The sequence below is a fragment of the Shimia gijangensis genome (assembly GCF_900142085.1).
GTDB lineage: Bacteria > Pseudomonadota > Alphaproteobacteria > Rhodobacterales > Rhodobacteraceae > Shimia > Shimia gijangensis.
The window spans coordinates 31,931-57,476 of record NZ_FQZQ01000001.1 but is presented as its reverse complement, the minus strand read 5'-3'; the positions used below and the strand labels follow the sequence as shown (position 1 = coordinate 57,476).

The 25,546-nt window shown below is 56.2% G+C and carries 26 protein-coding genes; 16 read left to right on the top strand and 10 right to left on the bottom strand.

The window, feature by feature from the left end; all coding sequences use genetic code 11:
- Window positions 1-65: 65 nt before the first annotated feature.
- The 5 genes from BUC32_RS00250 to dxs all read left to right on the top strand — a co-directional run bounded on the left by BUC32_RS00250 (window position 66) and on the right by dxs (window position 4,574).
- Complete coding sequence (locus BUC32_RS00250; RefSeq protein ID WP_245815103.1) at window positions 66-452, top strand: hypothetical protein; 387 nt, start codon at window positions 66-68, stop codon at window positions 450-452.
- A 129-nt stretch (window positions 453-581) separates the two neighbouring features.
- Entirely contained in the window at window positions 582-1,517 is a 936-nt protein-coding gene (locus tag BUC32_RS00245) for a histone deacetylase family protein (protein ID WP_073248212.1), read from the top strand.
- Window positions 1,514-1,756, top strand: a complete 243-nt coding sequence (locus BUC32_RS00240) for an exodeoxyribonuclease VII small subunit (RefSeq protein ID WP_073248210.1) — start codon at window positions 1,514-1,516, stop codon at window positions 1,754-1,756. The genes BUC32_RS00245 and BUC32_RS00240 overlap by 4 nt, the downstream gene beginning before the upstream one ends.
- 18 nt (window positions 1,757-1,774) lie before the next feature.
- Window positions 1,775-2,626 carry a polyprenyl synthetase family protein gene (locus BUC32_RS00235; RefSeq protein ID WP_139280606.1) on the top strand — a complete coding sequence of 284 codons (852 nt, stop codon included), beginning with the start codon at window positions 1,775-1,777 and terminating at the stop codon, window positions 2,624-2,626.
- Window positions 2,627-2,645: 19 nt separating this feature from the next.
- A complete protein-coding gene (dxs, locus tag BUC32_RS00230) occupies window positions 2,646-4,574 on the top strand; it encodes a 1-deoxy-D-xylulose-5-phosphate synthase (protein ID WP_073248206.1) in 1,929 nt (642 codons plus the stop codon).
- Window positions 4,575-4,627: 53 nt separating this feature from the next.
- Here the strand turns inward: dxs and BUC32_RS00225 are convergent, their stop codons facing one another.
- Window positions 4,628-5,482, bottom strand: coding sequence for an SDR family oxidoreductase (locus tag BUC32_RS00225; RefSeq protein WP_073248666.1), 855 nt, complete (start codon window positions 5,480-5,482; stop codon window positions 4,628-4,630).
- A gap of 79 nt (window positions 5,483-5,561) precedes the next feature.
- Here BUC32_RS00225 and BUC32_RS00220 point away from each other — a divergent pair, with 79 nt between their 5' ends.
- Window positions 5,562-6,200: a class I SAM-dependent DNA methyltransferase gene (locus BUC32_RS00220; protein ID WP_073248204.1), complete on the top strand. Its 639-nt coding sequence runs from the start codon at window positions 5,562-5,564 to the stop codon at window positions 6,198-6,200.
- Window positions 6,201-6,206: 6 nt separating this feature from the next.
- On the opposite strand, the gene BUC32_RS00215 is transcribed toward BUC32_RS00220, so the two are convergent.
- The 3 genes from BUC32_RS00215 to BUC32_RS00205 form a co-directional block, all read right to left on the bottom strand.
- Entirely contained in the window at window positions 6,207-6,992 is a 786-nt protein-coding gene (locus BUC32_RS00215) for a carnitinyl-CoA dehydratase (protein ID WP_073248201.1), read from the bottom strand.
- A 3-nt stretch (window positions 6,993-6,995) separates the two neighbouring features.
- Entirely contained in the window at window positions 6,996-9,026 is a 2,031-nt protein-coding gene (locus BUC32_RS00210; RefSeq protein WP_073248199.1) for an acetate--CoA ligase family protein, read from the bottom strand.
- 120 nt (window positions 9,027-9,146) lie between these two features.
- Window positions 9,147-10,310 (bottom strand): acyl-CoA dehydrogenase family protein, encoded by a 1,164-nt coding sequence (locus tag BUC32_RS00205; RefSeq protein ID WP_073248197.1) that lies wholly within the window; start codon window positions 10,308-10,310, stop codon window positions 9,147-9,149.
- 75 nt (window positions 10,311-10,385) lie between these two features.
- Between BUC32_RS00205 and BUC32_RS00200 the strand changes: the two genes are divergently transcribed.
- Window positions 10,386-11,333, top strand: a complete 948-nt coding sequence (locus BUC32_RS00200) for a GlxA family transcriptional regulator (protein ID WP_073248195.1) — start codon at window positions 10,386-10,388, stop codon at window positions 11,331-11,333.
- Between the two features lie 2 nt (window positions 11,334-11,335).
- On the opposite strand, the gene BUC32_RS00195 is transcribed toward BUC32_RS00200, so the two are convergent.
- Window positions 11,336-12,334, bottom strand: a complete 999-nt coding sequence (locus BUC32_RS00195; protein WP_245815102.1) for a sterol desaturase family protein — start codon at window positions 12,332-12,334, stop codon at window positions 11,336-11,338.
- Window positions 12,335-12,377: 43 nt separating this feature from the next.
- Window positions 12,378-13,133, bottom strand: a complete 756-nt coding sequence (locus tag BUC32_RS00190; protein WP_073248193.1) for a class II aldolase and adducin N-terminal domain-containing protein — start codon at window positions 13,131-13,133, stop codon at window positions 12,378-12,380.
- A gap of 106 nt (window positions 13,134-13,239) precedes the next feature.
- On the opposite strand from BUC32_RS00190, the gene BUC32_RS00185 reads away from it, so the two are divergent.
- Window positions 13,240-14,151 (top strand): LysR substrate-binding domain-containing protein, encoded by a 912-nt coding sequence (locus tag BUC32_RS00185; RefSeq protein ID WP_073248191.1) that lies wholly within the window; start codon window positions 13,240-13,242, stop codon window positions 14,149-14,151.
- Window positions 14,152-14,209: 58 nt separating this feature from the next.
- Here BUC32_RS00185 and BUC32_RS00180 read toward each other — a convergent pair whose 3' ends face one another.
- Window positions 14,210-14,629, bottom strand: a complete 420-nt coding sequence (locus BUC32_RS00180) for a VOC family protein (protein ID WP_073248189.1) — start codon at window positions 14,627-14,629, stop codon at window positions 14,210-14,212.
- A 71-nt stretch (window positions 14,630-14,700) separates the two neighbouring features.
- Between BUC32_RS00180 and ade the strand changes: the two genes are divergently transcribed.
- The 3 genes from ade (at window position 14,701) to BUC32_RS00165 (ending at window position 18,517) form a co-directional block, all read left to right on the top strand.
- Window positions 14,701-16,509 (top strand): adenine deaminase, encoded by a 1,809-nt coding sequence (ade, locus tag BUC32_RS00175; RefSeq protein WP_073248186.1) that lies wholly within the window; start codon window positions 14,701-14,703, stop codon window positions 16,507-16,509.
- Window positions 16,506-17,984: an AMP nucleosidase gene (locus BUC32_RS00170; RefSeq protein ID WP_073248184.1), complete on the top strand. Its 1,479-nt coding sequence runs from the start codon at window positions 16,506-16,508 to the stop codon at window positions 17,982-17,984. Before ade ends, BUC32_RS00170 begins: the two co-directional genes overlap by 4 nt.
- A 245-nt stretch (window positions 17,985-18,229) precedes the next feature.
- Entirely contained in the window at window positions 18,230-18,517 is a 288-nt protein-coding gene (locus BUC32_RS00165) for an HU family DNA-binding protein (RefSeq protein WP_073248182.1), read from the top strand.
- Between the two features lie 48 nt (window positions 18,518-18,565).
- Here the strand turns inward: BUC32_RS00165 and BUC32_RS00160 are convergent, their stop codons facing one another.
- Window positions 18,566-18,937, bottom strand: coding sequence for a VOC family protein (locus tag BUC32_RS00160; RefSeq protein WP_073248180.1), 372 nt, complete (start codon window positions 18,935-18,937; stop codon window positions 18,566-18,568).
- A gap of 1 nt (window position 18,938) precedes the next feature.
- Entirely contained in the window at window positions 18,939-20,186 is a 1,248-nt protein-coding gene (locus BUC32_RS00155; RefSeq protein ID WP_073248178.1) for an MFS transporter, read from the bottom strand.
- 119 nt (window positions 20,187-20,305) lie between these two features.
- Between BUC32_RS00155 and BUC32_RS00150 the strand changes: the two genes are divergently transcribed.
- The 5 genes from BUC32_RS00150 (at window position 20,306) to msrA (ending at window position 23,500) form a co-directional block, all read left to right on the top strand.
- Window positions 20,306-21,181 carry a DMT family transporter gene (locus BUC32_RS00150; RefSeq protein ID WP_073248176.1) on the top strand — a complete coding sequence of 292 codons (876 nt, stop codon included), beginning with the start codon at window positions 20,306-20,308 and terminating at the stop codon, window positions 21,179-21,181.
- A 57-nt stretch (window positions 21,182-21,238) separates the two neighbouring features.
- On the top strand, window positions 21,239-21,952 hold the full coding sequence (locus BUC32_RS00145) for a cytochrome c biogenesis CcdA family protein (protein WP_073248174.1): 714 nt from the start codon (window positions 21,239-21,241) through the stop codon (window positions 21,950-21,952).
- Window positions 21,953-21,969: 17 nt separating this feature from the next.
- The gene (locus BUC32_RS00140; protein WP_073248172.1) at window positions 21,970-22,377 is read left to right on the top strand and encodes a thioredoxin family protein; all 408 of its coding nucleotides are present in this window, start codon (window positions 21,970-21,972) and stop codon (window positions 22,375-22,377) included.
- A gap of 179 nt (window positions 22,378-22,556) precedes the next feature.
- Window positions 22,557-23,006 (top strand): peptide-methionine (R)-S-oxide reductase MsrB, encoded by a 450-nt coding sequence (msrB, locus tag BUC32_RS00135; protein ID WP_073248170.1) that lies wholly within the window; start codon window positions 22,557-22,559, stop codon window positions 23,004-23,006.
- On the top strand, window positions 23,003-23,500 hold the full coding sequence (msrA, locus tag BUC32_RS00130; RefSeq protein WP_073248168.1) for a peptide-methionine (S)-S-oxide reductase MsrA: 498 nt from the start codon (window positions 23,003-23,005) through the stop codon (window positions 23,498-23,500). Before msrB ends, msrA begins: the two co-directional genes overlap by 4 nt.
- Before the next feature lie 3 nt (window positions 23,501-23,503).
- Here the strand turns inward: msrA and BUC32_RS00125 are convergent, their stop codons facing one another.
- The gene (locus BUC32_RS00125; protein ID WP_073248166.1) at window positions 23,504-25,510 is read right to left on the bottom strand and encodes a hydantoinase/oxoprolinase N-terminal domain-containing protein; all 2,007 of its coding nucleotides are present in this window, start codon (window positions 25,508-25,510) and stop codon (window positions 23,504-23,506) included.
- Window positions 25,511-25,546: the final 36 nt, after the last annotated feature.

The following is a 25,546-nucleotide window of genomic DNA, read 5'->3' as shown; positions in this document are numbered from 1 at the left end:
TGCTCCCTTTTTCTGCCGCCGCACAACAGCTTGAGGCATGGGGAACAGCCGGAGGTTGGGATGTGATGATTGATCCGTCCCTTGGAGATGGTTGTCTGATTCAGGCTGCCTATTCCGACGGATCTGTTATTCGCATTGGCTTTGACCGCAACCGAGGCGAGGGGTATGTCACCGCCTTTAACGAGGCTTGGGGCGATATCGAACAAGGCCAAACCCATGGCATTCTGTTTGATCTGGATGGTCAAGAGTATGACGCGATGGCCACCGGACTGTATTTGAATGATGTGCCGGGTGCCGACATCTATTTTGACAACCCTGATTTCCTTTTTGACATCGCCGCCAAATACACGATGAACATTTACAACGAGAATGGCTATGTCACTGCGATCGACTTGGGCGGCACGATGATAGGCCTGGAAGCAGCTATCGAACGTCAGGAAGAGATGGGCTGAGGTTCTCTAATTCGCTGGCAACCTGACGGGCCGCCGATTACTTTCGCCGCGAGCGGACAAAAGGCGGGGTACGTTCCCCTTTTATTGCCTTCGGTGAAAGTATTTTGAAACGAAGAAACAGGGGCCTCAATGACCACCGCATTTTACACTCATTCCGATTGTCTGGAACACCGCACGCCCCCGGGCCATCCCGAGCAGGTCGCGCGATTGCAGTATATCAATGACGCATTGTCGTCCGAAGCCTTTGACAAATTGGACCGACGCAAAGCACCTTTGTGTAACGATGACGATATTCTGTTGTGCCATCCCCAAAGCCATCTGGACACGATCTTTGCCGCAGAACCATTCAAGGGAAGCAGGGCTTTAGATGCGGACACACATATGTCCGTTGGATCGGTTCAGGCGGCACGGCGAGCGGTTGGCGCCAATATCGCGGCCGTTGATGCAGTTTTGGACCGTGAAGTGCAAAACGCATTTGTCGCGTGCCGCCCTCCGGGCCATCATGCCGAACAAAGCACACCGATGGGGTTTTGCCTGTTCGGAAATGCCGCCATCGCCGCGCGCCACGCCATTGAGCGCCATGGGTTGGAACGCGTGGCTATTGTTGATTTCGATGTTCACCACGGCAACGGCACGCAAGCATTGTTGTGGAACGAAACGCGTGCGTTATTTGTATCGAGCCATCAGAACCCACTTTGGCCGGGGACTGGTATGGCTGAGGAAACCGGTGGACATGGCCATATTCACAATTTGCCGTTGCCTCCACACAGCGATGGTCGGCTGATGCGCGCCACATATGACGCTCAGGTCTGGCCAGTGATCGATCGCTATGAGCCTCAGTTGATCATAGTGTCAGCGGGATTTGACGCACACGAAGCTGACCCGTTGGCGCAGCTTAATTGGAGCACCGAGGATTTCGCTTGGTTGACGCAGAAAATTTGTGGTCTGGCGGCGGATCATTGCGAGGGCCGCGTTGTCTCGACTCTGGAAGGCGGATATGATCTTTCGGCACTGGCGGCAGCGACCGCCGCACATGTGAGCGTATTGATGGAGAATGGCGCATGACGGACACGTCCGTAAGCGAATTGAGCTTTGAACAGGCCATGGCCGAGCTGGAAAAAGTTGTTGGCCAGTTGGAACGCGGCGACGTGGCGCTTGAGGAATCAATCGCGCTGTATGAGCGCGGAGCCGAGTTGAAAAAGCGTTGTGAAGCCAAGCTGAAAGAGGCCGAAGAAAAGGTTGCGGCGATTACCCTTGATGGTGACGGAAACGCCACTGGCCTAAAGCCTGCCGAAGGTCTCTGAGTGTTTCAATCCCGCCTTATGGATGCTGCGGCACAGGTGCAGGCGCATCTGGATGCCACAATGGGATCATTGGGCAATCTGCCCGTGATCCACGCCATGCGCTATGCGAGCGCGGGTGGCAAACGGTTGCGCGCCTTTTTAGTTTTGGAAAGTGCGCGATTACATGGTGTGTCACCGGATCACGCGATTTGGCCTGCCGCTGCTATTGAGGCTATCCATGCTTATTCGCTGGTGCATGATGATCTGCCCTGCATGGACGATGATGCCCTGCGCAGGGGGCAGCCAACCGTACATGTCAAATGGGATGACGCGACCGCAGTGTTGGCGGGTGATGCACTGCAGACGTTCGGGTTTGAATGCGTGAGCCGGCCTGAGTGCCATCCTGACCCTCTTGTACGCGCCGATCTGACATTGACCTTAGCCCGCGCCGCTGGTGCGCAAGGTATGGTTTTGGGACAAGCGCTTGATATTGCAGCCGAAACCGCAAAAACACCTTTGACTTTGAAGGAAATCACCACCCTTCAGGCTGGAAAGACCGGGGCGTTGATTGCGTGGTCGGCAATGGCAGGTGCAGTCATGGCCCGGTCTGACACAGCCCCATTGCAACGCTATGCCACCGACCTTGGACTCGCCTTTCAGATTGCCGATGATATCCTGGATATCGAAGGCGATGCCGATAAGGTCGGCAAAGCCGTTGGCAAGGATGCGGATGCGGGCAAAGCCACTTTCGTGTCTTTGCTCGGGCTTGACGGGGCAAAAGCGCGCGCGCGCGAACTCGTGAATGACGCTTGCGACGCTTTGGATATATACGGGAATGAGGCCACGACCTTGCGGGAAGCCGCACGTTTCGTTATTTCGCGCGATAGCTAAGACAGAAAGGCATCCTGTGATGTCAGCCAGACCCGACACACCGCTTTTGGATAAAGTGGACCGCCCGGCAGATTTGAAGCAGTTCTCGGATTCCGAGCTGGCTCAGATAGCGCATGAATTGCGCGCCGAGACTGTGTCTGCAGTATCAGAAACCGGCGGACATCTGGGCGCAGGCCTGGGCGTGGTTGAGCTGACCGTAGCGTTGCATGCGGTGTTTGATACACCACGTGACAAGATTATCTGGGATGTGGGGCACCAATGTTATCCGCATAAAATCCTGACTGGGCGGCGCGACCGTATCCGAACCTTGCGCCAGAAAGATGGCCTTTCGGGCTTCACCAAACGCAGCGAAAGCGTTTACGACCCCTTTGGTGCCGCACATTCATCGACTTCGATCTCGGCGGCTTTGGGATTCGCTGTCGCGCGCGATCTGGGTGGCCAATGCGAAGGTGGTCTTGGTGATGCCGTCGCGGTGATTGGCGATGGATCCATCTCGGCGGGTATGGCTTTTGAAGCGATGAATAACGCGGGCCACTTGGACAAGCGTCTGTTTGTGGTGCTGAACGACAACGACATGTCGATTGCGCCACCTGTCGGGGCCATGTCATCCTATCTGTCACGCCTCTATGCAGGAGAGCCTTTTCAAGAGCTGCGCGCTGCCGCTAAGGGTGCTGTGTCGCTGCTGCCGGAACCCTTCCGTGAAGGCGCCAAACGCGCCAAGGAAATGATCAAGGGCATGGCCGTTGGTGGGACCTTGTTCGAAGAACTTGGGTTTTCCTACGTCGGCCCGATTGACGGCCACGACATGGACCAGTTGATGCCGGTACTACGGACCATTCACCAGCGCGCGACGGGCCCGGTGATGCTGCACATCATCACCAAAAAGGGCAAAGGCTATGCCCCCGCAGAGGCCGCACGTGACAAGGGTCACGCCACTGCGAAATTCGACGTTCTGACAGGCAAGCAGCACAAAGCGCCTTCCAACGCGCCGTCTTACACAACTGTATTTGGCAACGCATTGGTGGATGAAGCCGCCCGCGACGACAAAATCTGCGCGGTGACGGCTGCGATGCCTGATGGTACCGGTCTTAACCTGTTTGCCGAACGCTATCCCAGCCGGTGCTTTGACGTCGCCATTGCCGAACAGCATGGTGTGACATTCTCGGCCGCTTTAGCAGCAGGCGGCATGAAACCGTTCTGCACGATGTATTCGACCTTTCTTCAGCGCGGTTATGACCAGGTTGTGCACGACGTGGCGATCCAACGTTTGCCCGTGCGCTTTGCCATCGACCGTGCCGGTCTGGTGGGCGCAGATGGCGCCACCCATGCAGGCAGTTTTGACATCGCCTTTATGGCCAATCTTCCAGGCATGGTCGTGATGGCCGCCGCGGATGAGGCAGAACTGGTGCACATGGTGGCCACGGCCGCAGCCCATGATGAGGGACCAATTGCTTTCCGTTACCCACGTGGTGAAGGCGTTGGCGTCGAAATGCCTGAGCGCGGGGAGCCATTGGAAATCGGCAAAGGCCGGATGATCCAAAAAGGCAAACGTGTTGCATTGTTGTCCTTAGGAACCCGTCTCGACGAAGTAAGAAAAGCCGCCGAGGCCCTTTCGGCCAAAGGCATCACGCCGACCATTGCGGACGCCCGATTTGCCAAACCTCTGGACGAGGCACTGATTCTGGACCTCGCACATGGCCACGAGGCACTGATCACCATCGAAGAAGGTGCTATTGGAGGCTTTGGCTCTCATGTGGCACAGCTTTTGGCAGAAAACGGCGTGTTTGATGACGGGTTGAAATTTCGCTCTATGGTTTTGCCGGACATCTTTATCGATCAGGCAAATCCGCGTGACATGTATGATGTGGCTGCTATGAATGCCGAACAGATCGAAGCCAAAGTACTCAGTGCATTGGGCATTGCCCAAATAGGCACCAAACGCGCCTGAGAGCTTCATCTTGCCACAAATACACTGGGGAGTGGGGGTAATAGCCCCACCGCTTAGCTCTGCTCGACCTCAAGCATGGCCCGCAACGCCGCCCGATAGGTCGGATGCTTCAGCACAATACCCAACTCATTTTTGATCCGGTCATTGCGCACACGTTTGCTGTCGGAATAAAAACTCCGCGCCATCGGGCTCATCTCTGCGTCTTCGAACCGCACCGCAGGGGGCGGTGCCATCCCCAATAACTCGGCCGCATATTCAATCACATCCTGTGGTGGGGCGGGATCATCGTCACAGACATTGTAGATCCCTCCAGGATTCGGCGCGGCAATAGATGCCTCCAGAACTTGCGCAATATCCTCGATATGCGCGCGGCTAAACACCTGATTTTTCTTGATAACTCTCTGCGCTACACCTTTGCGCAGCTTGGCAAAAGGCCCCCTGCCCGGACCATAAATTCCAGCAAGTCGAAACACATGCACTGGCAGGCCCGGCGTATTCAACCACTCGCGTTCGGCCAGAACTCTGCGTTGACCACGGATCGTGGCAGGATCTGTAGGCGAGTCTTCGTCGACCCAACCGCCATCGTGATCTCCGTAGACACCAGTTGTCGACAGATATCCAACCCATTCAAGTTGAGGCGCCGCCGCCTCAATAGCGGCCCGGTGATGACGCATAATCGGATCGCCATCGCTGTCCGGTGCTACCGACGTCAAAAGATGCGTCACACCCTGAAGTGCTTGTTCAAGATCACAAGGCCACAAAAGCGGCTCGACCTCTTCGGCTTCAAACGCAGCAAAGTTCTCAATCTTGCGGGTAGTGCCAATCACGCGCCATCCCTGTGGCACCAACTGGCGACCCAATTCGCGCGCGGAAAACCCATGTCCCAGTGAAAGTAGTGTTTTGGTCATGGGCGCAAATTGCATTTCCTCTGCCCTATTCGCAAGAGAAACCCTTGCGTGAGACATTGTCACGCGCTTCACTGCACATATGACAGACAAAGACACCGAAAACCCAAGCCTCGATGGGGCCTATGCTCTGGAAACCCCCGAGGATTCGCGCCGCCTTTATGCCAATTGGGCGGAAACCTATGATCAGACCTTTGCCCAGGCGCATGATTACCTTTTGCCGCTACTTGTGGCACAGGCCTACAAGGATGAGGGAGGAACAGGCCTTGTGTTGGATGTGGGCGCCGGAACCGGGCTTTGTGGACAAGAGCTCATCGCGCTGAATATCGGACCGGTTGATGCCACGGACATTTCACAAGAAATGCTGAACGTTGCTGCGACCAAGTCGATCTATCGAACCCTTTTCGCTGGAGATCTGACTGCACGCCTAGCCGTCGAAGACGACACTTATGCGGGCGTTGTCAGTTCTGGCACCTTCACGAACGGGCATGTTGGTCCCGAGGCATTTGACGAATTGCTGCGCATCACCCAACCCGGTGGTCTGTTGGCGCTTTCGATCAACACCGTCCATTATGACGCGAAGGGGTTCAAAGCCAAATTGCAAGACCTCGACGGCCAAATCACAGATCTGCACCTGCCAGAAGTCCGGATTTACGGAGAAAGCGCAACAGACGGCCACAAGGATGACACCGTCTATATCGCGCTTTTCCGCAAAGCCTGAGACTGATTACTTGCCTTTCCAGACGGGATCGCGCTTTTCAGCAAAGGCGCGCGCGCCCTCAAGCTGGTCATCGCTCGAATAAAGCACATCGATCGACCGCAGCTGACGCTGAGTAATGTGGTTCATCGCGTCCTGGAATTTCAAATTTTCTGCGTCTCGCACCACTTCCTTGATGGCGGCATATACCAGCGGCGGACCGCTTGCCAAAAGGCGGGCCTGCTCCCAGGCGCGATCCATCAGCTTATCGGCTGGTACAATCTCGTTCACCAGCCCCCAACGATTGGCTTCTTCAACATCAAACCAGCGACCAGTCAGCAAGAGATCCATGGCGATATGGTATGGAATTCGTTTGGGCAGCTTGATGCTGGCCGCATCCGCCACGGTGCCCGATCTGATTTCCGGTAAAGCAAAACTCGCGTGCTCTGCGGCAATGATAATGTCTGCTGAAATCATCAATTCCAGGCCACCACCACAGGCAATGCCGTTTACTGCAGCAATCACCGGCTTGTTCATGTCACGCAGTTCCTGAAGGCCACCAAATCCACCGACGCCATAGTTCCCGTCAACTTCGTCACCGTCAGCCGCAGCCTTCAAATCCCAACCGGGGCAAAAGAACTTTTCGCCACCACCTGTCAGAATCGCAACGCGCAATTCGGGGTCATCGCGAAAATCACGGAAAACCTCGCCCATGATTCTGCTGGTCGCAAGGTCAATCGCGTTGGCCTTTGGGCGGTCTAGTGTGATCTCGAGAATAGCACCTTCGCGGCGCGTTTTTACAGGTGAGTCGCTCATGAATTAGTCCTTCCGTCGCATCAGGGCGTCTGCTGCAATCGCGTCATCGGCGGTACACAGCAGGGGGTTGATTTCAATTTCTTCAAGTCCTTCGGCATTGGCAAGGACATATGCTTCGACCGCACGAATTGCTTTCAGGATCGCCGCACGGTCCGCCGCCGGTGCACCGCGAAATCCATCCAACAACCCAGCCACACGCAGGCCGTTCAGGGCAGTTTCAATCGCGGCACCTGGAGCAGGCAAAAGCAGGCTGGCGCTGTCCTCCAGTATTTCAGTCAACGTGCCGCCCGCCGCCAGTGTCATAACAAAGCCATGTGCCGGGTCTTTGACAACGCCGATCAACAACTCAGCGACAGTTCCGGTGATCATTTCCTCCACCAGAAAGTGATCCGTTGGCATGCATTGCGCCGCTTGGATGACGGCATCGCCATCCGTCAAATTCAGTGCAACAGCCCCGGCCTCGGTTTTATGCGCGACACCCTCGCCTTTGAGAACAACCGGGTAGCCAGTCATTTCCGCTGCAACGCCAGTCCCGGCCGCGCTGTCACACCTCGTTGCTCTTGGAATGCGTAACCCATAGGCCGCCAGACGTGCTTTCGCCTCTGCTTCCGGGACAAGATCAGGTGAAACAGTCTTTGTCGGCAGGCAAATCGGCAATATCTCATCTGGTATCTGAATCGCAGCCGCTTCGCAGGCGGAAATTGCCTCGCTTAGCCCTGCAAGTGGTACAACCCCAGCCTCAATCAGGACATCTGAAATGTCCTCGGTGATAAGTTCCGGCAACGTTGCGACCAAGGCCACATTGGCGTTGCGCATATTCTTAGCACCAATCGCTGCTTTCACTGCGCAGTCCCAATCACGTGGGTCACATCGATCCGGACGCGGGAAATCCACGATCAGCATGGTCAACGCCAACGAGGGGTCCATCATTGCACCCCAGGCCTTGGTCATCGCCTCGGCGTCACGCCAGATATAGGTGTGGTAATCCAGTGGGTTGGCCAAGGCGACCATAGGGCCCAAGGCGTCGCGCAGATCCGTCTTTTGCTGGGCATTCAATGGTGGGAAAAACACATCCCGCCCGTGAGCGGTGTCGGCGGCAAGACTGGCTTCACCGCCCGAGCAGCTGATTGAGGCGACTCGCGTGGACGGCAGCCGCCCAACCACATGCAACAACTTCAAAGTTTCTAAAAAGTCCGGGATGGAATTCAACCGGGCGATTCCTAAACGCGCTAGAACCGCAGCGCCCCCAGCATCCCCGCCCGCCAGCGAGGCCGTATGAGATACGGTCGCAGCCTGCGCCTGGTCCGATTTTCCAACTTTCAGGGCAACAATCGGCTTGCCCAAATCGTTGGCCTTTTTGGCAAGAGATTCAAATGCTCTCAGGTCCCCAAAACCTTCGATGTGAAGACCCAAAGCCGTCACCCGTGGATCGTCCAATAGTGCCTCACCAATATGCGCAACGCCAGACTGAGCCTGATTACCAGCCGTTACGACATAGGCCACCGGCAGCCCACGCATCTGCATGGTCATGTTGATCGCGATGTTTGAGCTTTGGGTGACAATCGCCACCCCGGTGTCGCAGGCAACGCCGCCATGTTGATCGGGCCACAAAAGTGCGCCGTCCAGATAGTTTACAAAGCCATAGCAGTTTGGCCCAAGAAACGGCATGTCTTCGGCGGCTTCCAGCAATCTTTGCTGCAAGTCTGCACCTTCGGCATCCTCGGCCTGAGCCTCAAGAAACCCGCTAGCGAAGCACACTGCACCACCTGCGCCACGCGCCGACAATGCGGCCACAATCTCAATCGTCAGAAAGCGATTCACGCCGATAAAGGTCGCATCCGGCGCCTCTGGCAGAGCAGCCACATCTTTGTATACGGGCAACCCACCCACAGTGTCCGCCTTGGGATGCACTGGCCAGATTTCCCCGTCAAATCCCATTTTGTGGCACTGTTCAATCACCAGTGCACACCAGGCACCGCCGCCAACTACAGCAATGGTTTTAGGGCGAAATAGTCTCGAAAGATCGCGTTTCAATGGAAACCTCGCAAGAGTGGAAAATGCCGGAGCCTCTGGCGGGGATATTGACCACCATTTGGAAGCAACGACTGAATGGCTTCCAAATGGCCCAAGTATCCCCGCCGGAGGCTTAAATCCTTAAGCGCCAAGCGCACGGAGCATTTCGCGGCTGATGATGTGGCGCTGAATTTCACTGGTGCCTTCCCAGATGCGTTCAACCCGGGCATCGCGCCAGATGCGTTCCAGCGGCAGCTCGTCCATCAGGCCCATGCCGCCGTGAATCTGGATCGCCTCGTCCGCTACGAATGCCAACATTTCGGTGGCCTTCAGCTTGGCCATCGACATGTCGGTCTCGGTCACTGTGCCCTGATCGAATTTCCAACCGGCTTCCCATGTCAGCAGGTTAGCGGCTTTCAGCTCCAGCGCCATATCGGCCAGCTTGAACGAGACCCCTTGGAATTTGCCGATCAGCTGACCGAACTGCTTACGCTCGGCGGCGTATTCGGTGGCGTGTTGCAATGCGCGTTCGGCGCGGCCCAGACAGGTGGCAGCAACTTGCAGACGGGTGGCGCCCAGCCATGTGTTGGCCACGTCAAAGCCTTTGTCGACCTCACCCAGAATGGCAGAGGACGGCAGGCGGCAATCGTCGAATTCCAGCACGGCGTTGGTGTAGCCGCGGTGCGACACATTGCGATAACCTTCGCGGATGGTGAAGCCGGGCGTGCCCTTGTCGACAAAAAACGCGGTGATCTTTTTCTTTGGCCCGCGCGGCGTGTCTTCTTCGCCCGAAGCCATGAACACGATCGAAAAGTCGGCAATGTCGGCGTGGCTGATGAAGTGTTTGGTGCCGTTCAGGATCCAGTCATCGCCATCCTGACGCGCCGAGGCTTTCATGCCGCGCAGGTCCGATCCGGCGCCCGGCTCGGTCATCGCCAGACAGTCCCATTTCTCACCCTTCATACAAGGGTAGAGGTATTTTTCTTTCTGCTCTTCCGTACCTGCGAGCAGGATGTTCGACGGGCGCGCAACACCGGTCCAGTGCAGCGCATAGTTGGCGCGGCCCAGTTCTTTTTCATAAAGAAGCCAGCTCAGTGTATCGAGACCCGCGCCACCCACTTCTTCGGGCATGTTGGCCGCATAAAGGCCAGCCTCCATCGCTTTTTTCTGGATGTCACGGATCAGGTCCATGTCCAGATGGCCGGTGCGCTCAACTTCCAGCTCGTGCGGGTAGAGTTCATTTTCCACAAAAGCCCGAGTCGTATCGACGATCATGGCCTGTTCTTCGGTCATTCCAAAATGCATGGCGCGCTTCCTTTTCGATTTCACACAGGATTACGACTCTTGACGGGTTATATCATGCGGAATTAGAGGTAAATCATGCGAATATGGTCGAAAACTTCCGCTGCTGTGCAGCATATCGGGGTCCTGTTGTTTGACGGGTTTTCGAACCATTGTCTGGCCAATACGGTCGAACCGCTGCGCGCAGCCAACACGCTTTCGGGCAGGCCCCTTTATGACTGGCAGTTCCTGACGTTGAGTGGACGCAATGCCGAAAGCTCGAGTGGATTACAGGTGGCCCCGCACAGCCGCCTGAATGATGCATCCGGTGATCTTTTGGCGGTGATGCCGTCTTACGGGTTTCAGCAATACGCGGGCTGGACCACGCAGGCCGCCCTGCGCGCCTCGGCGAAACGGTTCACCGCGCTGGCCGGGCTGGACACCGGCAGCTGGCTGCTGGCCGAGGCCGGTTTGCTGGACGGGCACCGCGCCACCATCCACTGGGAAGAGCTGACCAGTTTCGAGGAACGTTTCCCCGAGGTTGACACCGCGCGTGAACGTTTTGTTATCGACCGTGACCGGGTGACCTGTTCCGGTGCAATGGCGGCCTTTGATCTGGTGCTGCATATGATCGGGCGTGACCACGGGCAGGCACTCGCGCTTGAGGTGTCGCATCTGTTCATGACTCGCGATTCTGCGCGCAGCCATGCCGGTGGGGCAGGGTCCGCCAGCCGTGTGGTCAACCGCGCGCTGGCGGTGATGCAGGAACATCTGGAAGAGCCACTACCGATCGCCGAAGTGGCCCGCCGGTCGGGCCGCACCCAAAAGGCGCTTGAGGCGCGAATGATGGCTGACCTTGGCGCCACCCCGCAACAGGTCTATCGCCGCCTTCGGCTCAATCTCTCACGCAAACTGGTGACAGAAACCGACCTGACCGTGGCCGAAATTGCATTGCGGTCTGGCTATGAAAACCCCGCCGCCATGACCCGTGCTTTCAAGCAGGAGTTTGGCACCACCCCACGCGAATTACGCCGTGATAGTCACTGATATCAGCCTTTGCTGTACATGCGTTTCTTGCGTGCGCGGGTTTCGTCCGTGGCGTCGGTCGATCCATCATGGAAGGTGCCAAACCAACGATCCCAGGGCATTTCCTGATTGCCGTAGTTACACTCGTAATAGCGGTGATGCAGCTGGTGATAAAACGTCCCCAATGCTAGCCGCCGTTTGTCCCGTATCAAGAGATCTTCATAGCCGGTGTGGGTCATCGCAGCACCCGGCCCCTGAAACACGATATGAAAGAACAGGTGGATCGGGTGGCTCGCCACCACCCAGTGGATGCACAGTGTGGTCAGATAGATAAAGTGCTCAACGGGATGCATCGAGAATCCGGACCAAGGGCCGATGTTGACGTCGCGGTGGTGCAAGGCATGCACGCGTTTGTACAAAAACGGCTGATGCAACAGCCGGTGCACCCAGTAAAAATGAAACGCCGACCACATCGGCAGGATCATCAGAAAGGCGATGAACCAGACCGGGGCCTCGGCAAAGGTGATGACGGGGGTATAGCCATTGGCCATCAACCACATGGTCACCACCTGAAAGCCGGTCAGTTGCAAAACGCCAGAGCCCAGCGACCAGAACATATTGTCTTTCACCTGATCGCTGAAATCCCACAGCTTGTTGTTTTTGCCTTGATCACGGCGTTCAAACTTCAGCTTTTTGCCCTGACCCTTGCGCATGTAAAAGAACCAGTGCAGCCCGCCCGCGCTGGCAAAGATCAACAGTAAATTTGCCACCCAGACCTGCGCAATCCAGCCCAAGGCAAAGCTCTGCGCCGTCTCCAGTGACGGGTAGACGAACAGCCATAGCAACACGGCGAGCCCAACCATCATCACCCGTTCACTAAGGGTCAGCCAGTTGCGCCCAACCCAGCGCAGCAAATGGCCGGGCCGGGGTGGCCAGTGAAAGATCGACGAATCCCGCAGAGGGAGCTCGGGGTGGTAGTTCCACTCCCGGCTCATGTCCTGCATTGCGTCCTTATCGCTCATATCCAATCCTCCCCTATTGGATAAAAACAGTCTCTGGACCGGCTTAGCTCGCGTAGTTCGATCCCTCTTCGTCCAGGATCGCTTTCAGCTCTGCCAGATGGCGCACGTCCTGCTCGGGGTAATCCTCAAGCTCTTGTGCTGTCTTCTCGGCAACCTCATGGCTCAACACGCGCAGCGGCTGGCCGGTTTGCAGCGCACGAATATAGGTCTCGGCGGCGCGCTCAAAGTAGTAGAGCCGGTTGAACGTCTCGGCCACCGTGTCACCCAGCACCAAAACGCCATGGTTGCCCATGATGACGGTTTTCTTCTTGGGGTCGGTCAACAATTTGGCCAGACGTTCGCCTTCGTTCTCAAAAGCCAGACCCTGCATCTCTTCGTCGATCACATACCGGTTATAGAATGTCGCGGTATTCTGATCGATCGGTTGGATATTGGAATCGGCCAGGCTGGCAAGAACTGTGGAATGCATCGAATGCACATGCATAGCGCAACGCGCGTGCGGGCAGAACCGGTGCAGGCTGCCATGCACACCCCAGGCGGTTGGGTCCGGCGCGCCGGGCATGTTCAATGTGTCCGGGTCATTGGCGTCCAGCAGCAACAGATCGCTGGCCTTGATGCGGCTAAAGTGCACCTGGTTCGGGTTCATCAGGAACTTGGTGCCATCGTCGTTCACCGACAGTGAGAAATGGTTGGCCACGGCTTCGTGCAGGTTCAGCCGGGCGGTCCAGCGAAATGCGGCGGCCATGTCGACGCGTTCTTGCCAGAAATCGAGGTTGGGACGAAGTTCAGTCACGCTCATTTGGGAATCTCCTTGTTCTGTTCATTACCTGCCGCGCGCGGCACACCTTTACCAACGAAAAAAACACAGGTATCTCATAAGTAAAACTAATGCGTGGATTATGCATATGCAGAATGCCCTGCCTCCGCTGAACTGGTTGCGTGCTTTTGAGGCCGCAGCGCGGCACTTGTCGTTTACCGATGCCGCCGCCGAGCTGCACATGACCCAAAGCGCCGTCAGCCAGCAGATCAAATCGCTGGAAGGGCATCTGGGCACGCCGCTGTTTCACCGTCGCCCGCGTTCGCTTGAACTCACATCAACCGGGCTATTGTACCTGCCCGTGGTGCGCGAAGCGTTTCGTACGCTTCTGCGCGGCACCCGTGCCATGTTGGGGCCGCAGTCGCAGGTGTTGCAAATCCAAAGCAACATCACCTTTGCCATTCACTGGCTGGCGCCGCGCCTGGGTCGCTTTCACGCGCTCTACCCGGACGTCCGGCTGAATATCCGCACAGAGTTGTGGGAGCCGCGCGACATGGCCGAAGGCGCTGATATCGAAATCCGCTACACGCTCAGCCCGCCACCTGATCTCGAGGCGCGCCTGATCCGGCAGGATCATTACTATCCGGTCACCGCGCCCGGTTACTCGGTGGGCCTTGACGATCTTGCGACCCATCCGCTCTATGATTGTGCCAAGCTGATGTGCAACTGGCCCTCCTGGGCCGAGGATCAGGCGCTGGACTGGCCAAACCCACATGTCACCTATTGCACAACTTATTCCGTTAGCATGGCCGTGGCGGCAGCAGGCGGTGGCGTGGCACTGGCCCACGATACCATTGCATCCGGCCTCATTGCAGATGGAAAACTGGTTGCCCCCTTTGAGCATCGCGTCGCCATGCAGGAAGCCTACTATCTGATGATCGCCCCCCATGCCCGCGACATTCCTGCGGCCCATGCTTTTTCAGACTGGCTGATCGGGGAAATCGCCGCCGAAGACAACCTACCCCCTGGGCTTCACCTTTTCACAAATACTCCGGGGTGAACCGGCCTACCCGGGCAGGGAGGGGCAGCGTCCCTTTTTTAGTTTAGCAAACCAAGCCCTACAATGGCCTCGAAGGCACCCAGGCATAACCGTTGGGGCACAACAAATACGCCTCGCGCAAACCATGAGGCTTGTCCGCCGGCGCCTGCAACACATGCATACCGGCCGCGTCGGCCCGCGCAACCGCTGCCTCCGGATCACTATCATAAAGACGGATTTCTATACCCGCGCCACGTGCCCCGGCTTCGGGGAGCAACCCCAGCAACGGGTTGGAGTGATAGGTGCCATCACTGTGCAGCTGAAACACCTGATCACCATATGTCACGATGGCAAAATCTGCGGTGACCTGATGCGGCTTCATGCCAAACACAGCCTCCAGCATGACACACATCGCTTGCACATCGCGCACCAGCAGGTTCAGCCCGATCCCCCGCAATGAGGCCCCGAACTCTTCGGCTCCAACCGTCTCAAAATCCATCGCCGGCCCCTTTCACAAAACCTTCACGACCCCGAGCTTGATCCCCGCCCTTGCACATGTCAACGTGCGCTATGGAGCAAACCACATTCAAAACCTGGGCCGAATGTGCCCCCCGTCTCGTCGCTGTGGCCGCAGGTCGCGCACCCGCTGACCTCGTGATCCGCAAAGGCCAATGGGTCAATGTGCACACGCGTGAGATCCTGCCGGATCATGACATCGCCATCGCCGAAGGTCGGATTGCCTATGTCGGATTGGATGCCAGCCATTGCACCGGCCCGGACACTGAGATTATCGAAGCAAATGGCCGCTTTATGATCCCCGGGCTCTGCGATGCCCATATGCATATCGAAAGCGGCATGTTGACTCCGGCAGAGTTCGCCCGCGCCGTGATCCCGCATGGCACCACGTCGATGTTCACCGATCCGCATGAAATTGCCAATGTCCTTGGGCTTGAGGGCGTGCGCATGATGCATGACGAAGCCTTGATGCAACCCGTGAATATTTTCACGCAAATGCCGTCCTGTGCACCCTCGGCCCCGGGATTAGAAACAACTGGCTTTGAGATTTCAGCCGAAGATGTTGCCGAAGCCATGACATGGCCCGGTATCATCGGCCTTGGGGAAATGATGAATTTTCCCGGTGTGATCAGTGCTGACCCACAAATGCTGGCAGAAATTGCCGCCACGCAAAATGCCGGCAAAACCGTTGGTGGGCATTATGCATCCCCTGATCTTGGACCCAACTTTGCGGCCTATGTGGCCGGTGGTCCGGCGGATGATCACGAAGGCACATGCGAGGCGGACGCGATAGCGCGGGTGCGTCAGGGCATGCGGTCAATGATGCGGCTGGGCTCGGCCTGGTATGATGTGGAAACGCAGATTTCCGCTGTGACGGAAAAGGGGCTGGATCCGCGCAGCTTCATTCTCTGCACTGACGACAGCCATTCCGGCACTCTGGTGCACGAAGGCCATATGAACCGTGTGGTGCGCCATGCCATTGCCTGCGGTTGCGATCCGGTAGTGGCCCTACAAATGGCGACATTGAACACTGCCTGCCACTTTGGTCTTGAGCGGGATATCGGCTCTATTACACCGGGACGGCGCGCGGACGTGATCCTGACCAGTGATCTGACAACCCTGCCCATCGAACACGTGATTGCACGTGGCGTGACCATCGCAAACGGCGGCGCATGTCTTGTAGACTGTCCACACTACAACTGGCCAGATCACGCTCGAAACACTGTCCATATGGGCAAGACGCTGGATGCAAAGCACTTTGAGATTGCAGCACCCGAGGGCGCCAACACAGTCACGGCCAACGTGATTGGTGTGGTAGAAAATCAGGCGCCGACAAAGGCCCTGAAGGCGGATCTAACTGTGCGCAATGGGGTCGTTGAGGGCAATATAGAGGCTGATGTTGCCCAAATCGCGCTAGTGGAACGGCATCGCGCAACCGGTAATGTGACCAATGGGTTTGTTTCGGGGTTCGGTTACAAGGGCAATATGGCGATGGCCAGTACAGTAGCCCATGACAGCCATCATATGATTGTGATTGGAACAAGCCGCGAAGATATGGCGTTAGCCTCCAATCGGTTGGGTGAAGTTGGCGGTGGTGTCACTGTATTTCAGGACGGCAAAGAAATCGCCTTGGTCGAGCTGCCAATTGCGGGCCTGATGTCCGACAGTCCAGCCACCGATGTTGCCGACAAAGCGCAAGCGATGGTGGACGCAATGGAGACCTGTGGTTGCACCCTCAACAATGCCTACATGCAGCATTCTTTGTTGGCTCTTGTGGTGATTCCTGAACTACGCATTTCAGACCTTGGGCTGGTGGATGTCCGCAAGTTCGAACGCATCGACCTGTTGGAGACTTCGCAATGACACCTCACACCGACAATCGCATCATTACCCCAACTGTGCCCCATGCCGAGGCCTTCACAGATCCCAAGGCTGCTGTGGATCGTCTGGAGCAGCTTTATAATGCAGCAACAGATTTCTTGTGTGAAAAGTTTCGCCTGGTTCTGGAGAGCGGCCCCAAAGCGAAACGCTTTCGTGCTTTTTATCCCGAGATTCGTATTACCACGACCAGTTTTGCCCAGGTCGACTCGCGACTGAGCTTTGGCCACGTGGCTGAACCCGGCACCCATGTGGCCACAATCACTCGCCCTGATCTGTTCCGAAACTATTTGGAGCAACAGATAGATTTGCTGATTTGTAACCACAGTGCACCGGTGATGATCGGCCCGTCGACAACGCCAATTCCGGTGCATTTTGCGGTGTCAGGAGATACCAACCTGACGGTCCCGCAAGAAGGCGCCACAGCATTCACTCTACGCGATGTGTTTGACGTTCCGGTCTTGTCGACAACCAATGATGACATCGTTAACGGAACCTTTGTGCCAGAAGATGGCAGCGCCCCGCTGGCTCCATTTACCGCCCAGCGCGTCGACTATTCTTTGGCCCGGCTAAGTCACTATACCGCCACGGACGCCGAGCATTTCCAAAACCACGTACTGTTTACCAACTATCAATTCTATGTCTCAGAGTTTGAAGCCTTTGCGCGCCAGCAACTGAACGATCCTGCCAGTGGGTATTCTTCGTTTGTCAGCACCGGCAATTGCGAGATTACTGATGGGGATACACCGATTCCTACTGTGGCAAAACAACCGCAAATGCCGACTTACCATCTTAAGCGACCAGATGGATCCGGTATCACACTGGTGAACATCGGCGTTGGCCCTTCGAACGCTAAAACGGCCACGGATCACATCGCGGTGCTGCGCCCACATGCCTGGGTGATGGTGGGGCACTGCGCGGGCCTGCGCAATTCGCAAAGCCTTGGCGATTTTGTCCTGGCACATGCCTATTTGCGCGAAGACCACGTTCTGGATGATGATTTGCCCGTCTGGGTACCGATCCCGGCACTGGCCGAAGTGCAGATTGCGCTGGAACAGGCGGTGGCCGATGTCACTGACCTCAAGGGATATGATCTGAAACGCGTGATGCGAACCGGCACGGTGGCCACAATCGACAATCGCAACTGGGAACTGCGTGATCAGTCCGGTCCTGTCCAGCGCCTGAGCCAATCGCGTGCAATTGCGCTTGATATGGAAAGTGCCACGATTGCAGCTAATGGGTTTCGGTTCAGGGTGCCCTATGGAACGCTTTTATGTGTATCGGACAAACCGCTTCATGGGGAATTAAAGCTGCCCGGAATGGCGTCGGACTTTTACCAAACACAGGTGGCACGTCACCTGATGATCGGAATTCGCGCCATGGAAACCCTTCGTGAAATGCCCCTGGAAAGACTGCACTCACGGAAGCTGCGAAGCTTTGATGAAACCGCTTTCCTTTAGGGAAGGCTTGGAAAAGGCGCTTTTAGGGGATTTACTCAGGAAACCCACAGTTTTGCGGCATTTCGGCAGGTTTTTGCTCATCTTCCGCAAATGAGCATTCTGAAATGCACTATTTGGTCAAAAATCGAAAGAAAACCGCAAAAAATAAGGGTTTCAACACCACAATTCGTTGTGTTCGACCACTATATCCCGTTAAATGCCCCGCACGAGGCCCTACAAATCGGGCAGACTAATGGAGACCTGAAATGGCAAAACCGATGACCAAGACCCAACTCGTTGCTGCACTGGCCGAAGATATGGGCACAGACAAGAAATCTGCAGGCGCAGCTTTGGAAGCCGTATGTGCTTTGATCACCCGCGAAGTTTCGGCCGGTGGCGCCGTAACTCTGCCGGGCGTTGGCAAAATTTATTGCCGCGAGCGCCCTGAGCGTATGGTTCGCAACCCTGCCACCGGTGAGCAAATCAAAAAAGACGCCGACAAAGTGGTCAAAATGACCATCGCCAAAGCGCTGAAAGATAGCGTAAACGGCTAAGTCTTTTTTCAAGACACGTTGAAAGGGTCGCCAGATGGCGGCCCTTTTTCATTTCAGGAAGGTCTGAATTTCGATCACATATCCATTGGGATCGGTACAAAAGAAACTGTAGATGCCAAATTGGTCGAGTTCTTGAGGTGCCTTTCCCAGAGCCACTCCCCGCGCTTTTAGTTGGGCAAACCGATCATCAACCTGATCTTTGGTGTCGACAAGAAAGGTGATCATGCCGCCCTCGGGCTCAACTGTTCGATCTCCGAAAACTTCGCAGACCCCAACAAAGGCATTAGGAGTTGTTTCAAAAATCACCGCCGTACCAGCATCACGAGACACCGGTAGTCTAAGCATATCACGGTAGAATCCAGCACTGGTTTCCAAGTCATGTGTGTAGACCCAGGTGATCTGCCCTTGAATGCCCTGCATATCAGATCCTTGCTCTGACTTCAGAAGTTATAGGAGGAGGAAGATCCTGCGCCGACCTGCGAATCCCCCAGAGCAACAAGCCGGTGGTCGCAACAAAGAATAATCCGATCGCCACATACTGTCCTTCAATACCAAACCCGAGATCGATCAGGACACCGGTCAAGCCCGGTCCAATTGCTGAGCCGAACACCATAACTGCTGTCGCCATGGCCTTTATCGCGCCGATGTGCGCGGTACCGTAAAAATCCGCCCAGAACGCGCTGGGCAAGGTGGCATTAGCACCCGCGGACAACCCGAGAAAAAACAACCCCAGGAACAAACTATACGCGCTGCTGCCGCCCGCAAAAATCAGGAAGGCCACAATCATCGGCACCTGATAAAAGGGCATCAACCGCGCGGTGCCATATTTGTCCAACGCCCAGCCCGCCAGCATCAGCGCTCCGATTGAGATCAGTGTGTAGGCCGGGAAAAAGGACACTAGATAGACATGGTTCCAACCTTTGACATCGGCGAAATGGACCTGGTGAAAAAAGAACGCCGTGTTAAAGGCCGATTGTCCAAGAATCGACGGCACCAACACCCAGAACAACGGGTGCATCAACGCCTCTTTGCGCTTCCAGTGTTTGCCCTGCATGCCAAGGCTACTGTTGATTGCGGCCAAGGCTCCGGGGGTGCGCTCTTTACCCAATAACCAGCCCAGAATGGGAATACCCATAATGCTGATCATTGCCGCAGCAACCCACAGGAACCGCCAGTCGATCATTGTCATCAAGGCCACAAACAAAAGCGGAAGGACCGCCTCGCCAACCGAAAACCCAAGCGAGGCGATCGACAAGGCCCGGCCCCGCGTGGCCACAAACCAGCGCGCCATAGCCACAACGGCAATGTGACTGCTCATGCCTTGCCCAAAAAACCGCAAGGCAAATATCACCACCGGCAAGGCCCAAACCCATCGGTTCGTCGCCATCGCCACACAAGCGCAGGCCAGTCCTAACAGGATCACAGGCCCCAAAACTTTGACCCGCATTTTATCTGTCAGCGCGCCGGCCCAAACCATCACCACCGCCGAAGCCGTGGTGCCAAGCATATAGATTCCGCCCCACTCGCCGTGACTTAGGCCAAAGGTTCCACGGATTTCTCCGGCGAAGATCGAGATAAAAAACGTCTGCCCAAAACCAGACATGAACGTCAGTAACGCTCCGGCGGCCAAAAATGGCGCATTCTGTCTAAGGAAACCGTCTGCTCTCATGGAATCCGCTGTGCACGGCCACGATCATCTTCGCAAGCATTATCTCAGGGCAGAGCCGTTGCGCAGGTCCAGTGAATGCGGTTACATCCGCCCAAAGGTTAACATGTGAGGCAAGGTAAATGGATTTCCGCGCGTTGGGCATGGGCCTTTTATTTGCCTTGATCTGGTCATCGGCCTTTACCTCGGCGCGGATCATCGTGGCGGACGCACCACCGCTTGCGATCTCTGCAATCCGGTTCGCTATTTCGGGTGTTCTCGGAGTTCTAATTGCCCGATCGTTGGGCCAATCCTGGCACCTGAACCGGGATCAGTGGCGGACGATTCTTGTCTTTGGACTGTGTCAGAATGGGCTGTATCTGGGTCTCAACTTTATGGCTATGACCACCGTCGAAGCCTCGGTTGCCTCAATTATTGCCTCGACCATGCCGCTGATGGTGGCGTTCGCGGGTTGGGCCGTCTTGCGCGAACGGCTGTCCCCGATGGCATCCCTTGGGTTGGCTTTGGGGTTTACCGGTGTCGCTGTCATCATGAGTTCACGGATTGGCGCCGGCGTGGACATGTTCGGGATGGGCTTGTGCTTTGTGGCCGCCGCAGCGCTGACGATTGCCACCCTGGCCATGCGCGGCGCATCATCTGGCGGCAATCTGATGATGGTTGTGGGACTTCAGATGTTCGTTGGTGCCGCCGTTTTGTTTGTGGCTTCGTTGGTACTGGAAACCTGGGAATTCAACTGGAATCCCCGCATGCTCAGCGCGCTAACCTATACCATCTTGGCACCGGGTCTGCTGGCCACTTGGGTTTGGTTCGCATTGGTCAATCGAATAGGGGCGGTTCGCGCCGCCACATTTCATTTTCTCAACCCATTTTTTGGTGTCGCGATTGCGGCAATACTGCTGGGGGAAACTCTTGGCTGGCTTGATATCGTAGGGGTTGCGATCATCACGATCGGTATTCTGGCCGTGCAGCTTTCGAAACAAACCCACACGCCCAAGTGATCGTTTGTCAGACGCCGTAGTGCTGACATCACATGTAAAACGCGGCAGATAAGAAGCATGGAGCTTTTGTTTGCGTATACTGCCGGTCTGCTGACCTTGATTAATCCCTGCGTTTTGCCGGTGTTGCCGATTGTTTTGGCGACCGCATTACAAGCCAGCCGCCATGGCCCTCTCGCGCTTGCCGCGGGGATGAGCCTGTCGTTTGTGCTGCTTGGGGTGGCGGTGACGACTTTTGGATATGCAGTTGGCCTGCGCGAAGAAGACATTGCTCGCGGCGGCGCGGTGTTGATGATTGGCTTTGGTCTGATCCTGCTGGTTCCCCGTTTTTCTGCCGCCTTTTCCACAGCCACCGCCGGGGTAGCCGCAAGCGCGGATGCAGGCATGGACCAAATTGACCGCAACACTTTGCGTGGCCAGTTTCTGGGTGGCATCCTGCTTGGGGCAGTTTGGAGCCCTTGCGTTGGCCCAACGCTGGGCGGGGCAATCTCGCTGGCCAGTCAGGGCAAAAGTCTGGGCTGGGCGGCTGCCATCATGATCTTTTTCGCCTTGGGCGTGTCGACCATCATTCTGGCGCTTGGCCATGGCGCGCGCTCAGCCCTGATGAAACATCAGGCTTTGATGCGCCGTATTGCGGCTTCGGCACGACCCGTGATGGGAATTGTCTTTGTCGCAGTCGGCCTGATGCTATTTTTCAACATTCACCACATGATTGAAGCCTGGTTGATTTCCCTCATGCCCGGCTGGCTTCTTGATCTTTCCGTATCTGTTTAACCTCTGGAGAACTTCTTATGAACCGTCGCGATTTCCTGTTTTTTTCCGCCGCTGCATCGACCTTTCCCAGCCTGGCTTTTGCCGCAATGGATTATAAACCCGGCCTTGTACAAAAGCATCTGGATGCGGGTGATACCGTCTTTCTGGACTTTAAAGCCGATTGGTGCAGCACCTGTGCGGCCCAAGAGCGCGTCATCAATGCCCTGAAAGGCGAGAACCCTGATTACGAAAAGAACATCGTGTTTGTGAATGTCGACTGGGACACTTACTCAAAAGATGCTCTGACAATGTTCCTGAACATCCCGCGCCGCTCAACGCTGGTTGTCCTAAAAGGTGAAGATGAGTTGGGGCGTATTGTGGCCGGCACCTCAAGGGGCGACATCAAGGCGTTGATGGATACGGCGTTGAAGGCGGCTATGTCCTAGTCAAACAGAAAGGCCGGGGCCTAGCTCCGGTTCGCAAAGCATTTCCGAAAAGTGAAATTAGTGTATTTGCTGCAATTCGCACGGCCTTATCACGCCTTTGAAAGCTGTTTGAAATAATGCTTTGAAACTCGTGCGCGTACCCCATCTAGTGTAAGACTTAGACAAAAGGGGAAACGCGCATGACATCCTATTCAAAAAATCCAGACGCCATTGCCGCGCTGACGGACGAGCAGTTCTGGGTGACGCAGGAAAGCGGGACAGAGCGACCCGGATCAGGCCGGTTGTTGAACAATAAGGAACCCGGCATCTACGTTGATGTTGTGTCAGGGGAGCCCCTGTTTGCCAGTTCGGACAAGTATGAATCCGGTTGTGGATGGCCCAGCTTCACCAAACCAATCGAGCCTGCCCACGTGGCCGAGTTGCAAGACACTACACATGGAATGGTGCGAACCGAAGTGAGGTCAACACATGGTGACAGTCATCTGGGCCATGTGTTCACTGACGGCCCGGCAGATCAAGGCGGACTTCGGTATTGTATCAATTCAGCCAGCTTGCGATTTATTCATCGCACTGACATGCAAGACGAAGGCTATGGGGCTTATCTGGATCAAGTGGAGGACGTGACATGAGCGAACGTGCGGTACTCGCAGGCGGGTGTTTTTGGGGCATGCAGGACCTGATCCGCAAAATGGACGGCGTGATTTCAACGCAGGTTGGCTATACCGGAGGTAATGTAGATAACGCCACCTACCGCGACCATGGTACCCATGCGGAAGGGATCGAAATCATATATGATCCCGCGAAAATCAGCTTTCGTAAGCTGCTCGAATTTTTCTTTCAGATTCATGACCCAACCACCCCCAACCGTCAGGGCAATGATCTGGGAACAGCCTATCGGTCTGCTATTTACTACACCGATGAAACTCAAAAGAACGAAGCCCTGAATACGATTGCGGATGTCGACGCATCAGGTCTATGGCCGGGCAAAGTTGTGACCGAGGTTGAACCTGTCGGTGCCTTCTGGACAGCCGAAGAGCACCACCAGGATTATCTGGAGAAAAATCGCGGCGGGTATACCTGTCACTTTGCCCGTCCTGATTGGGTGCTCCCACGGCAAAAATAGAGACTAATCCGCCGCAATTCGGGGTCGCCCCGATGCTTCGACACTCAGCAGGCCTTGGATAAATATCTCACGGCCTTCTGCTGGGGCGGTGCGGATATCGCGTGTTACGGTGACACGGATACCTTCTGCCCCGGCTGCAATCGCCTCTTTCTGCGCTGTTTCGGACAGGTGTTTCTCCAACGCACCCAAAGCTTCTTCGCAATCCGTGAAATCCAGTGGCCCGCTTTCCAGATGCACACGGTAACGGCCTTCAGCAGGCGCGCTCACTTCTCCCGAGCGCCGAATTGTCACCCGTCCGACAACTGCACCAATAGCGTTGGCCACACCGGCATGGGTGGGTAATTCCATCTGACAGCCGAGACGCTCGCCGACGGCTGGATAATAGGTCGAAGCCGAAGCGCCCAGCCCAATAACGGGACGGTTCAGTCCGGCATCAAGACGGAGCAACCCACGATGCCCGTCCAAACCCCGTTTTATCAGAACATGCCGCGCCAACTGTTCTGCGGGAAGGCCGAATACGTCGACCTCTTCCGAAAAAGCAGTCTCTAATAGAGCCAATACGGTCTGATCGGTAAGTTGCTTAACGATTATTTCCGCCATGTCCGCGGGGTTCGGAGCAAGCATGTTGCCGCTTCCGGTTCGGCGGCGACCAAACAGAGCAATCGCCTTTTCAGCAGCCTCGCGATCCCAGGACGAAAGGTTGCCCAATACATGGCTGGCATCCGAAGGAGTGACCCCGGCAATCTGCACAATCCCGCGCTCAACCAAACGACGTAGCGCCTTCATCTCTATCCGGTTTCGAAGCACTTTAGCCAATGGTTGGACCTGATCCGCTATCCGAGCGAGCAGTGTCTCCTCACGCAGCTCTAGCCCCTCGCGCGGAATACCAGCAAGGGTTCGCACAAAGCGGCCGTCGTGCTCACCCGGCGCGGCGTTGCGCAGTTGTTCATCCAGTGCAGCGTGCACGACATCAGGGGCCTCTAATGCGATCAGCGAAACCGGCAATAGGCGTCGGGGCCCCAGCGAGACACCACCTTTCAGGCCTTCACCAAGGAAATGCACCTCGCTGTCACCACCCAGACCTGAGGTGCGCATTGCAACCGCTTCGACCATGGTGCGATAGGGCCCTACCCTCGCGCCGTCTGGATCAATACTTGGGCGTCCGTCTCGCAGGACGGCAACATCGGTCGTGGTCCCACCAATATCGCTGACCAAAGCTTCCTGCGCACCAGTCATCCACCGGGCGCCAACAATGGACGCGGCAGGGCCACTTAGGATCGTTTCAATGGGCCGTTCACGGGCAAATTCGGCCGAAATCAATGCGCCGTCCCCACGCACCACCATCAAAGGGGCGGTGACGCCCAATTCGTTCAAACGTTCTTCGGCGCGATTGATCAGACGATCAATCATGCCGATCAACCGTGCATTCAACACGGCCGTCATCGCCCGCTTTGGGCCATTCAGCTTGGATGATAGGTGATGTGAACAGCTGACTGGCCGGCCCGTCATTTCCTGTACCATAGCTGACACGCGCTGCTCATGCGCCGGGTTTCGCGTGGCAAACTGCGCTGCAACGGCATAACCAGATACTTCGCGGCCATGCTCTTTCAGCCATTCGCGCAATCCGTCCTCATCCAGCGGCTGCTTCTGATCACCTGCGTGATTGTGACCACCTGCCAGCAACAAAGCTGGGTCACCAGCCAAAGCGCCGGTCAGACCATGCCGGCCCAGATCACCATCACGAAACCCAATCAGAATGAGCGCGACACGACCGCCTTGCCCTTCGACCAAGGCATTGGTGGCCAGAGTCGTCGACAAGGATGCAAGTGCAATATCGCCAGGATCAACCGAGGCCTGCTCCAGAACCGCGCTGACCGCGCCGCCGATCCCCTCGGCCAGATCATGTCGTGTGGTCAGCGCTTTGGCTGACGCGATCACGTCCTTTTCGTCACGGATCAGAACCGCATCTGTATAGGTTCCACCAGTATCCACACCCAGTGACAATGCCATGTGATTTTCCCCTTGTTCGCGAGAGCCTGAGTGCCA

What these genes read in the sequence shown, in the direction of transcription:
- BUC32_RS00250 (WP_245815103.1), top strand. Translation starts at nt 66, where the DNA reads ATGATTGATCCGTCCCTTGGAGATGGTTGTCTGATTCAGGCTGCCTAT.
- BUC32_RS00245 (WP_073248212.1), top strand. Translation starts at nt 582, where the DNA reads ATGACCACCGCATTTTACACTCATTCCGATTGTCTGGAACACCGCACG.
- BUC32_RS00240 (WP_073248210.1), top strand. Translation starts at nt 1,514, where the DNA reads ATGACGGACACGTCCGTAAGCGAATTGAGCTTTGAACAGGCCATGGCC.
- BUC32_RS00235 (WP_139280606.1), top strand. Translation starts at nt 1,775, where the DNA reads ATGGATGCTGCGGCACAGGTGCAGGCGCATCTGGATGCCACAATGGGA.
- dxs (WP_073248206.1), top strand. Translation starts at nt 2,646, where the DNA reads ATGTCAGCCAGACCCGACACACCGCTTTTGGATAAAGTGGACCGCCCG.
- BUC32_RS00225 (WP_073248666.1), bottom strand. Translation starts at nt 5,482, where the DNA reads ATGACCAAAACACTACTTTCACTGGGACATGGGTTTTCCGCGCGCGAA.
- BUC32_RS00220 (WP_073248204.1), top strand. Translation starts at nt 5,562, where the DNA reads ATGACAGACAAAGACACCGAAAACCCAAGCCTCGATGGGGCCTATGCT.
- BUC32_RS00215 (WP_073248201.1), bottom strand. Translation starts at nt 6,992, where the DNA reads ATGAGCGACTCACCTGTAAAAACGCGCCGCGAAGGTGCTATTCTCGAG.
- BUC32_RS00205 (WP_073248197.1), bottom strand. Translation starts at nt 10,310, where the DNA reads ATGCATTTTGGAATGACCGAAGAACAGGCCATGATCGTCGATACGACT.
- BUC32_RS00200 (WP_073248195.1), top strand. Translation starts at nt 10,386, where the DNA reads ATGCGAATATGGTCGAAAACTTCCGCTGCTGTGCAGCATATCGGGGTC.
- BUC32_RS00195 (WP_245815102.1), bottom strand. Translation starts at nt 12,334, where the DNA reads ATGAGCGATAAGGACGCAATGCAGGACATGAGCCGGGAGTGGAACTAC.
- BUC32_RS00190 (WP_073248193.1), bottom strand. Translation starts at nt 13,133, where the DNA reads ATGAGCGTGACTGAACTTCGTCCCAACCTCGATTTCTGGCAAGAACGC.
- BUC32_RS00185 (WP_073248191.1), top strand. Translation starts at nt 13,240, where the DNA reads ATGCAGAATGCCCTGCCTCCGCTGAACTGGTTGCGTGCTTTTGAGGCC.
- BUC32_RS00180 (WP_073248189.1), bottom strand. Translation starts at nt 14,629, where the DNA reads ATGGATTTTGAGACGGTTGGAGCCGAAGAGTTCGGGGCCTCATTGCGG.
- ade (WP_073248186.1), top strand. Translation starts at nt 14,701, where the DNA reads ATGGAGCAAACCACATTCAAAACCTGGGCCGAATGTGCCCCCCGTCTC.
- BUC32_RS00170 (WP_073248184.1), top strand. Translation starts at nt 16,506, where the DNA reads ATGACACCTCACACCGACAATCGCATCATTACCCCAACTGTGCCCCAT.
- BUC32_RS00165 (WP_073248182.1), top strand. Translation starts at nt 18,230, where the DNA reads ATGGCAAAACCGATGACCAAGACCCAACTCGTTGCTGCACTGGCCGAA.
- BUC32_RS00160 (WP_073248180.1), bottom strand. Translation starts at nt 18,937, where the DNA reads ATGCAGGGCATTCAAGGGCAGATCACCTGGGTCTACACACATGACTTG.
- BUC32_RS00155 (WP_073248178.1), bottom strand. Translation starts at nt 20,186, where the DNA reads ATGAGAGCAGACGGTTTCCTTAGACAGAATGCGCCATTTTTGGCCGCC.
- BUC32_RS00150 (WP_073248176.1), top strand. Translation starts at nt 20,306, where the DNA reads ATGGATTTCCGCGCGTTGGGCATGGGCCTTTTATTTGCCTTGATCTGG.
- BUC32_RS00145 (WP_073248174.1), top strand. Translation starts at nt 21,239, where the DNA reads ATGGAGCTTTTGTTTGCGTATACTGCCGGTCTGCTGACCTTGATTAAT.
- BUC32_RS00140 (WP_073248172.1), top strand. Translation starts at nt 21,970, where the DNA reads ATGAACCGTCGCGATTTCCTGTTTTTTTCCGCCGCTGCATCGACCTTT.
- msrB (WP_073248170.1), top strand. Translation starts at nt 22,557, where the DNA reads ATGACATCCTATTCAAAAAATCCAGACGCCATTGCCGCGCTGACGGAC.
- msrA (WP_073248168.1), top strand. Translation starts at nt 23,003, where the DNA reads ATGAGCGAACGTGCGGTACTCGCAGGCGGGTGTTTTTGGGGCATGCAG.
- BUC32_RS00125 (WP_073248166.1), bottom strand. Translation starts at nt 25,510, where the DNA reads ATGGCATTGTCACTGGGTGTGGATACTGGTGGAACCTATACAGATGCG.